General features: G+C 61.0%; 7 protein-coding genes and 1 pseudogene. 3 read left to right on the forward strand and 5 right to left on the reverse strand.

The features are described 5' to 3' along the window. Positions 1-995: hypothetical protein (locus ACP5EL_RS07660; RefSeq protein ID WP_428401927.1), on the forward strand; the 995-nt coding region annotated here is incomplete at its 5' end. Positions 996-1,061: 66 nt separating this feature from the next. Here ACP5EL_RS07660 and ACP5EL_RS07665 read toward each other — a convergent pair. Continuing rightward, positions 1,062-1,886 (reverse strand): F420-dependent methylenetetrahydromethanopterin dehydrogenase, encoded by an 825-nt coding sequence (locus tag ACP5EL_RS07665; protein WP_428401928.1) that lies wholly within the window; start codon positions 1,884-1,886, stop codon positions 1,062-1,064. Between the two features lie 207 nt (positions 1,887-2,093). Here ACP5EL_RS07665 and ACP5EL_RS07670 point away from each other — a divergent pair, with 207 nt between their 5' ends. Further along, a complete protein-coding gene (locus ACP5EL_RS07670; RefSeq protein WP_428401929.1) occupies positions 2,094-3,827 on the forward strand; it encodes a chloride channel protein in 1,734 nt (577 codons plus the stop codon). A gap of 22 nt (positions 3,828-3,849) precedes the next feature. Here the strand turns inward: ACP5EL_RS07670 and ACP5EL_RS07675 are convergent, their stop codons facing one another. From ACP5EL_RS07675 to uvrC, 4 genes are all read right to left on the reverse strand, one after another. After that, positions 3,850-4,251, reverse strand: a complete 402-nt coding sequence (locus tag ACP5EL_RS07675) for a DUF126 domain-containing protein (protein WP_428401930.1) — start codon at positions 4,249-4,251, stop codon at positions 3,850-3,852. Between the two features lie 3 nt (positions 4,252-4,254). Then, positions 4,255-5,418, reverse strand: a complete 1,164-nt coding sequence (locus ACP5EL_RS07680) for an aconitase X (RefSeq protein WP_428401931.1) — start codon at positions 5,416-5,418, stop codon at positions 4,255-4,257. Positions 5,419-5,450: 32 nt separating this feature from the next. Next, positions 5,451-6,374: a tetrahydromethanopterin S-methyltransferase subunit H gene (mtrH, locus tag ACP5EL_RS07685; protein ID WP_428401932.1), complete on the reverse strand. Its 924-nt coding sequence runs from the start codon at positions 6,372-6,374 to the stop codon at positions 5,451-5,453. A gap of 82 nt (positions 6,375-6,456) precedes the next feature. After that, entirely contained in the window at positions 6,457-8,007 is a 1,551-nt protein-coding gene (gene uvrC / locus ACP5EL_RS07690; RefSeq protein WP_428401933.1) for an excinuclease ABC subunit UvrC, read from the reverse strand. Positions 8,008-8,624: 617 nt separating this feature from the next. On the opposite strand from uvrC, the pseudogene ACP5EL_RS07695 reads away from it, so the two are divergent. Beyond that, positions 8,625-8,948 (forward strand): annotated as a pseudogene (locus ACP5EL_RS07695) (arylsulfatase); the annotation flags it as partial.

The raw sequence follows: 8,948 nt of genomic DNA on the forward strand, positions 1-8,948 counted from the left end.
TCGACTTCGACGAAGAGTATGATGGCGACTACTCCATCGAGAGGAGGGTCATCTTCACCGGCGTCGCCAAGTACGATCGAGCTCATCTGAACGTCACCAAGACCCAGGTGGGCGGGATCGCCGAGGAGATCCTTCCGTGGGAGTATGGCGAGGAGCACCTCGAAGGCGAGGTGAAGAAGAGGAAGGTGGCCACCTACACCATCTCAGTCGAGAACGACGGCAACAGGGCTCTGGGGCCGGTATATGTCAGGGACCTCTTCCCGCCGGGATCGGCGTTCATCGAGGCGTCGCTGCGGCCCGCCGAGCTGACTGAGACCAGCGTCAACTGGACTCTGATGAGCATCGGCATCGGCGACCTGGTGGCGATCACTCTTAGGCTCGACGTGACCGGATATCATCCGAGCGAGCTGGTGAACAGGGTTGAGGTCTGCGGCGGCATCAACAACGGCGACGAATGGGTCTGCGCAAGCAACTTCAGCGCTATCGAGATCCAGTGGCTATCATGCTGCCTCGATGAGCCGGTCTCGGTGACGAAGACCGCCGAGGTCGACAAAGTGAACGGGTCGATGGTCAACTATCGGATCGAGATTGAGAACAACGACAACGTCACCAGAGCGGCGACGGTGACAGATCGTCTCCCCGCAGGGATGAAGCTCATCGAATCGTCGATCCCCTTCGCGTCCTACGATGATGGAAACGTCATCGTATGGAACCTGATCGAGATTTTGCCCTCTGGGATGAAGACGATCGAGTTCTCGGTCCTCGCCCCCGGAGACGGCAGGTACACCAACACCGTGGTGGTCGATCCGAGGTCCGTAGACGGAAACGTCGTCCAGCCGGTCAGCGCAACTTGCGTCATCGAGGTCGGCACCGTGGAGGGCGAGTGCGATCCCGTATCCTGCGAGATATGGCAGCCACCGAACTGGGAGCTCGAGCACTACGGATACGAGGCGGACGAACTCAACTGCGAGGAGCTGCTCTGCGAAGAAAAGTAGAAGACTGGCGCTTTGATTAATCATGCGCCAGCGACGTTATTTTTTAGCATATCTGCCAAGCACTATTTATATCGACTCGGGCTTACCGAGAAGCCCCGTCTTCGCTAGGATCGCGCCGGATCTCGCGTGAGGCCTTCTAGAGACCGAGTCGCCCGTCTTCTCCATCTCCCTCGCCTCGTCGGCCAGCCTCGCGGCGGCCCGCATCACCTCGTGGCCCGCGGCGGCGGTGAGGGCGATCCTCTCCAGCTCCTTGAGCCTGAAGCAGGCCGCGGCGTCGATCCCCGCCACCGTCTGGGCCATGTGGAGGGCGCCGATCGCCTTCGCCCGAGCGTAGGGGTTTTTGAAGTTCATTCGCTCTGTCGTCTTCTCAGGGGTCGCGAGGATGTGAGGAAGCTCAACGGATCCCGCAATGATGCTGGCCATCGTCCCATCCAGCTCCTCCTGGACGAGCCTGACGGACCCGCAGATGCTCAAGACCTTGAGGGCGTCGGAGTTGAAGAGCGCCATCTCCGCAGGGTCGAGGAACTCGCGCTTGGCACCGATCAGGGGGTCGAAGGGGAGGATTATGTAGCCGAAACCTTCTGCCTCCAGGGCCTCGCGGGCCTCCTTCTTGGAGGGGCCGTCGGATATCACTATCGTCGGAAGATCCCTGTAAAGCTCTCTTGCCGCCGTCGGTCCCGGGGTGGCGGCGTTCGGCCCGACCATAACCACCAGCTCAGGTTCCCAGCTCCTAAGCTCTGCTGACATCTCAGCCTCTCTCTTCGTCATCTTGGCTCCGAAGGAGAGGGATCTTACCTCGATGTCGTTTCTCTCGGCGATCTCGTCCAGGGCGAGGTCTGCGACCAGCGATGATGCGACGTTGCCGAGCTTGATAAATCCAATCTTGAACATGGCAATAACCCGCCCATGCCATGCCGCCGGATCATAAAAGAGTTCCGATCTCCGGCTCGGCATAGGCCCCGACTCCATCCTACGATTCTCTTTCTCCAGTTCTTCTTAATCGGTCCCTCTCAACGTTCTGGCTTCAAAGCATGGCCTCTTGGCAGAACTTCTTTATATCTCGCTCTCGTTTTGAGGAGAGATATCTTGAGAGCTTGGATGATTCGTCACTTGGGCGAGAACAGGTGGCTGGTCCTGGACACCCTCGCCATCGCGACGGGCCTTGCGGGGGGTTTCGGTGCCGTCTTGTTCAGAAGGCTGGTCGAGGCGGTCCACCAGATATTCTTCGGACCGGTCCTGGACGCCCTTCCCGGAGGCGGCGAGAGTCTGATCCTCCTGCCGGTCCTGGGGGGGCTTGCCGTAGGCTTGACCATCCTCAAATTTGCGCCCGAGGGGAGAGGGGAGGGGATCCCGAACCTGATGAAGTCGCTCCACAAGAAAGGAGGCAGGATCCGAGTCCGGTCGGGTCCCACCCTCCTCCTAGCATCAGCCGTCACCATCGGGAGCGGCGGGAGTGCCGGCAGGGACTCACCCATCGCCCAGCTCGGGGCCTCCTTCGGATCTCTTTTGGGCCAGAGGCTGAGGCTGACGGTGGCCGACGTCCAGATACTGGCCATCTGCGGCTTTGTCGCGGGGCTTGCCGGAACCTTCAACGCCCCCCTCGGAAGCGCCATCTTCGGCATGGAGGTGGTCATGAGGCGGTTTAGGATGGTGGACGCCGTCCCCATCCTCCTGGCGGCGGTGATCGGCGCGGCGACCGCCTCCTCCTTCCTGGGCACAAACCCCGCCTTCACCCCGCCAGAGACCGATCTTGTCCTGGCGGAGCTCTGGCTCTGCTTCGTCCTGGGTCTGGCCTTCGGCGCCGTCAGCCTCCTCTGGGTCGGCCTTGCGAGCGGCGCCGAGAGGCTATTCGAACGGCTCCCCCTGAGAGAGAGTTTGAAGCCGGCCTTGGGCGGTTTTGTCGCAGGGGCAGCAGGCCTCTATTTCTTGGGTTACGGGGTCATGGGGGTCGGGTACGATGGTGTAGACCGCGTCTTGTCCTTGGTCTCAGGTTCGAGCAGCGCCGATCTTCAGATCCTCCTCTTCCTCTTTGCCCTGGCGACGGCGAAGGCCCTCGCCACCGCCTCAACCCTCGGCTCCGGAGGGAGCGGTGGCAGCATCGGTCCCACCCTATACATGGGCGCTGTGATTGGGGCCGCCCTGGGTCTGATCTTCGGAGACCTCTTTCCCTCGGCGCAAGGGCACGCACCGACCTATGCCCTGCTGGGGGCCGGAGCCCTCTTTGCGGGATCTGCAGGTGCTCCTCTCACCTGTGTGGTGATGATCTCGGAGATGGCCGCCGACTACGCTCTGCTGCCGTCTCTTATGATCTCCTGCGCCGCCAGCTACGCCGTCGCTCAGATCGGCCTGAAGGGGTCGACTATGTACACGCTGAAGCTTTTGAGGAGAGGGATCTCCCTGGAGGCGGGCGAGGCGGTCTTGGAGCGGGTCCTCGTCGAGGATGCCATGGTCTGTGATGTGGCGGCCGTCGACCCCGAGATGACCGTCAGGGTGGTGAGAGACAGGATCGTCGAGCAGAACATCAGGGGTTTTCCCGTCGTCAAAGACGGCGAGCTTTTGGGGATCGTCACCTTCGACGACCTGCGTAAAGTTCCCGAGGAGATGCAGGACGAGATCAGGGTCGAGGACGTGGCCGTGAAGGAGGTGATCGTCGCCTACCCCGACGAGAACATGAAGCAGGTGATGGACCGGCTGTATCAGAACAACATTGGTCGGCTTCCCGTGGTGGAGAGGGAGTCCCCCAAGAAGCTCCTGGGGATCGTCACCCGGACCGACGCCATAAGCGCCTACGAGGTGGCCGCGGCAGAGGAGGTGAGAGAATCCCGGAGATAGATGCTGGGTCGGCTCGATCTCTTCAACCCTCTTCTGTCCTCACCCTCCTGCTGTCGGCGTCGACGGTGATCAAGGTGCCATCTTCCAGGTCGAGGAGCTCGGCAGAAACCCCGTCAACCAGGGGGATCTCGCTGATGATGGCGCCGACGGCCACTATCGGCTCCGACCTGATGTTGATCATCGCCGCTGGGGCGACGCCCCTCTTCTTCAGCTGGTAGATGACGTAAGATCCGACGGTGGACCCTTTTCCACCGGGGAAGATCAGAACCTTGCCGCCCACGTTCTTTCCGAAGAGCTGATGTTTCGGGTCTACGACCTCGCCCGTCTCCGGGTCGACGGTGCCGAGGAAGGATATCGGCTCCTTCGAGACCAGGGCGGGGCCAGAGGCCTTTCCGCTGGCTATCTTATGACAGGAGATCTCCATATCTCAGTCCCTCCGGGTGGCGGCCTTGACGCACTCCTCGGCGCTTCCGTAGGCCGCTTTTATCTTGCAGAGGCCGGGGACGTAGGCGAGAGCCTTTCCGGAGTTCACCATCATCTTCCTGTAGCGGTCGCTGGCGGGCGAGACGACCATGCAGGTGTCGCAGAAGACCTTCGCCCCCGACCTCTCGATCCTCTCGACGAGCTTCGGGCACTTTTCAGCCACCTTTCGGGCGGTGCAGATCCAGAGCTCCCGCTCCACCTTTCTTCCCGCGAGGAGCCGGGCGAGCTCCTCCAGCTCCGCTGGCGAGGAGTGGGGACAGCCCAGGGCCACGATGTCGACCTCGTCGTCTGGGGCGTTCTCCTCGCGGACCTGGCGGAGATCCTTCTCATTTATGGTCATCTCCTCAGCTCCCCGGGGGGCCTTCGGCGCGTCCTCCTCGAAATAGTAGAGGGCGACCGAGCCGCTGGCGGCCATGGCGGCGCCGAGGGCCTTCAGCTCGTCTTCTTTCGGCCTTTGCCGAAAAGAGAAGCGAGGAACCCCCTCGTCCACCTCTCTTCCGGCGATGTATCCCAGAAGGCCGTAGTCGGAGGTCTCGAGGTCCACCTCCACCGAGATCTCGACCGTGGGGACCCGGTTCTCTTCCAGGTGGTAGCCGTACCGGGGGGTCTTTCCCACCAGGGCGGCGGCCAGGGCCGAGGGGCCTCCCTCCCGGTTGGTCCTCGCCCCGATGACGGAGTTGGCGAAGGAGACGGCAGAGGACTCGCTCCAGGCGAGGTGGTCGCCCCTTCGGGCACTGTCGGGCCTGATCGAGTAGGGTGTGCAGGTGCAGTCCGGCGAGATTCCAAGGCGAGAGTAGGTGTCGACGATCTCGATCTGCTTATCCGCGAACTCCTCGTCGACCCCCATCTCCCGCCATCGGGACAGGTCCATCCCGGCCGGGTTGAGGACGCTGGGGACGGCCACCTTCCCCCGGAGGTCGGAGATCCACTCCAGACCCGCCTCGCCGATGGTCTTGAAGCTGACCCCCGCCACCTGGACGCTCCGAACCGGGATCAGCCGGTCGGCCCCGTAGATGTCGCCGAGGGCCACCAGGATCTCCATCGCTCTCCTCAGGCTCTCGCCCCTCTCCCCCTGGCAGGCCTGCTCCTCCTCTCGCGATAGATGCATGTCTCCTCCTCTCCGCGGGAATATAAAAAGACTCAGATCAGCCTCCCGATGGGGTGGCCTGCGGCGGGCCAGATCTCCAGGTCTTTCGCCACCTCGGAGACGAGGATGTCGGTCATCGCCGCCACCGGGAATACCATCCCGGCCCGCTCGATGGGGCCGTAGAGGACAAAGTCGCCTCCCGCCAGAATCTCCAGGCCCGCGGAGGCCGCATCGCAAGAGTTCCTCGCGCCCTCATCCCTTGATTTGAGCCAGCGCCAGGAGGAGACGGCGTTGTGGATTCCTGAGCCCGCGGGAAGGCCGAACCTGGCCTTCGCCAGGAGGGTGGATCGGAGCGACCTTCCGGCCCCGTCCCCCAGGGGGACGACCCCGGGATCGATGAGGAGGTTGTTCATTCCCAGGCCGCGGGCGATCTCGATCAGCCCCGCCTTCCGTCCTGCTCCACCCTTCTCCAGGGCTCTGATCGTCCCCTCGACGCTGGAGTCGGCGGGGTTGTAGGCGAGGAGTAGGGCGGAGTCGATCTCGCTTTTGGCCAGGGCCTCCTCTTCATTGCCGGTCGTCCCCAGGCTGATGCTGTTGTAGATGCACCGGTCGGCGTAGCCGATCTCCGAGACCAGGCCCGCCATCCCCATCCTGGTCATGGGGTCGGCGGAGTCGAGGATCAGGGGTCCGGACCACAATCCATCGACGAAGTCGAGGTAGCGGCCGAAGGCCTCCGGGGTCTTGGCGTAGAGGTGCAGAACGGCGGGGTTTCCGGTCTCCTCCGAGAGCTCCGTCTGCTGGACGATGAGCGACTCGGCCGCTTTCTCGTCGAATCGACCCCGGTCCTCGTCCTCCACGATTCTGTGGCCCTGGTAAAATATCGTCCCGCAGAGGGCCGTGGGGTTCTCTCCCGGCTGGCCCCCGATCTTCACCCCGGCGACGTTCATCACCAGCTGATCCCGTGCAAACCTGTACAACTTCACCGCCTCAGACCAGGGTTTGTGCTCCCTGGCCAAAAAAGTTGGGTTCGATCCCGACCGGACCTTTAACCAAGGTGGTTTACGAGGTTATGGCCTTCCTTCTCAGAAGCCGGTTGTACTTGATCGCAAACCGATGGGCTTCGTCCCTCATCTCTTGGACGAAGAGGGAGGCCTTATCGTCTCTTCTGATCGGAAGGGGCCGGAGGCGGCCGAGGACGTAGATCTCCTCCTCCCTCTTGGCGATGGAGATTATGGGAATCGATATCCTAAGCCGTTGTAGCTCCTGGGATGCGGCCCAGAGCTGCCCCTTCCCCCCGTCGACGACGATCAGGTCCGGCATCTCCCCCTCTTCTTCCTTCTGCCTTGAGTAGCGCCTTTTTACGATCTCGCCGATGGAGGCGAAGTCGTCGATCCCCCCTCCGGCTCTGATCTTGAAGCGGCGGTAGCCCTTCTTGTCCGGCCTTCCGCCCCGGAACTGGACCATCGACCCGACGGTGAAGCTTCCCGAGAGATGGGAGACGTCGAAGACCTCGATGACGTTCGGCGGCCTGGCCAGGGATAGCGCCTCCTGAAGGGCGACGACCTTCTTTCGGTCTCCCAAGAACCGGATCTCCACGTTCTTCCCGGCTAGGTCGAGGAGCTTCCTCTTCTCCCCCTGCTTTGGGACCGTCACCCGGACCCTCTTTCCCTTGAGGCGGGCGAGAAAGTCCACCAGGGACCCGTCCAGCTTCTCATCCAGGATCAGCTCCTCCGGGGGCTCGTTCTCGGAGTAATACTGGACGAGAAACTCCTCCAGGAAGCTCTCGCCCCGGGGAAATACGAACTCCTCCTTCCCCTCCAGGGTCCCCCGGTAGACCTTGAAGAGCATCAGGTAGACGGTCTCCCCCTCCACGATGTAGCTCAGGACGTCCTCGTCGAACCTCTTCTTCCGCTCGACGTTCTGGCGGTCCTGGAGGCCTTCCAGGGCCCTGATCTCGTCCCGAAGCTCCATCGCCCTCTCAAACTCCCGCTCCGCCGCCAGATCCATCATCTCCTCCTTCAATGAGTCGATCAATTCACCGGTCCTCCCCTTCAGGACCGCCTCGGCCCTTGCCACCCGTTCCCCATAATCAGCAGGCGAGATCTTTCCGATGCAGGGGCCGCTACAGGCCCCCATGTGATACCGCAGACACGCCCTCTTCGGAAGCCTCCTGCAGGTCCTAAGGCCGAAGGTCTTCCGCACGACCGAGAAGACCAGGTCCCTCTCTCGCGCGGAGACGAAGGGGCCGAAGAAGCGCCCGCCCCCCGTCTGCCGCCGGGAGAGGTGGATTCGGGGAAAGGCCTCCTCAGTGAGGTGGATGGAGGCGTAGCGGGAGGAGTCCTTCAGCCGTATGTTGTACTTGGGCTGATGCTTTTTGATCAGGGCGTTCTCCAGGAGCAGCGCCTCGACCTCGCTGTCGGTGACGATGAAGTCGAGGTCGCGGGCGGCGGAGACGAGGGCCGAGGTCTTGGGGTCCGTCTCCCTCCTCTGGAAGTAGCTGGCGGCCCTCTTCTTCAGGTCCTTCGCCTTTCCGACGTAGATGACCTCGTCTGAGGCGTCTTTGAAGAGGTAGCAACCGGGAAGGTGGGGGAGGGGTTCAGGGTCGATCATGGTGCCTGCTGGCTTCTTATGCGGAGGCTCTTGAAATCTTCTCCGGTCAGAAGGGAACCTCAAGGGGCGCGAAGCTGACGAATTCAACCCGCCAGATTCAAGCCCATCCCATTGGTCATCGGTTAAGAGAAGAATCGCGATGAGGCAGCGATCTCGGTAGCAAGTTCGGTGAGATTGGCTTGGTCAAGGAGGCTACAGCAAGTCGGTCCTGAAATCGGATCAAATCTAGATGGCGCATAATTCGTGTGAAAAATGGCGAGATCGTGTAGCTTAAACTCCTTAACCGATGACCCATGAATGTTGATCAGGACCATTTAATTAGACGATATTTGAATATCATCCTGGATCGAATAAATACTTAATTCTTTTGTAAGAGTTGACCTCATAAAAGCAAGAACAAAAATCCAAATATGTATAAATATATTAAATTTTTAATATTTTTAAAGGAACGTCCTTTCATACAAAGGCTTATTTATTTAAAACAAACGTAATGTTCTGGAGGTTTTATTACGTTCAGGAGGGATATTATATGTGGAATAACTGTTGTCATAATTTTAATCCTCCTTGGGACGACGAATTCGGCGTCCAAAAAGGGAGACGACAGTTTTGAAGCGGATTTGTCGCAGTTATCGGCTGAAATCAAGGACGAGGCTGTTGACGCCCTGAGCAGATCCGGCGTCGATCAGCTGACAAACAGAAGAAAGGTGCTGGCCAAAGACGCCGACCTGGAGTCGGTGGCAAACGAGGACGTTGTTGGGATTCGAGAGGAGCCCCGCCTCGTCGTCATGGCAGCCGGTGCCGGCGTTCAGAGGAATGAGGAGGGCAAGGAGGGCGCCGAGGCTTCCGGTACCGCTGGCGGAGAACTCGCCATCGAGGAATCGGCTTCCAGCTCGATCTCCGGGTGCGAGCCGGTAATAGGAGTCTCCTACAGGGACTCGACG

Origin of the sequence: Methanocrinis sp. (assembly GCF_049974945.1) — an archaeon.
Lineage (GTDB): Archaea > Halobacteriota > Methanosarcinia > Methanotrichales > Methanotrichaceae > Methanocrinis.

Coding starts and splice junctions, on each gene's coding strand:
- ACP5EL_RS07665 (WP_428401928.1), bottom strand. CDS start 1,886: ATGTTCAAGATTGGATTTATCAAGCTCGGCAACGTCGCATCATCGCTG.
- ACP5EL_RS07670 (WP_428401929.1), top strand. CDS start 2,094: ATGATTCGTCACTTGGGCGAGAACAGGTGGCTGGTCCTGGACACCCTC.
- ACP5EL_RS07675 (WP_428401930.1), bottom strand. CDS start 4,251: ATGGAGATCTCCTGTCATAAGATAGCCAGCGGAAAGGCCTCTGGCCCC.
- uvrC (WP_428401933.1), bottom strand. CDS start 8,007: ATGATCGACCCTGAACCCCTCCCCCACCTTCCCGGTTGCTACCTCTTC.
- ACP5EL_RS07680 (WP_428401931.1), bottom strand. CDS start 5,418: ATGCATCTATCGCGAGAGGAGGAGCAGGCCTGCCAGGGGGAGAGGGGC.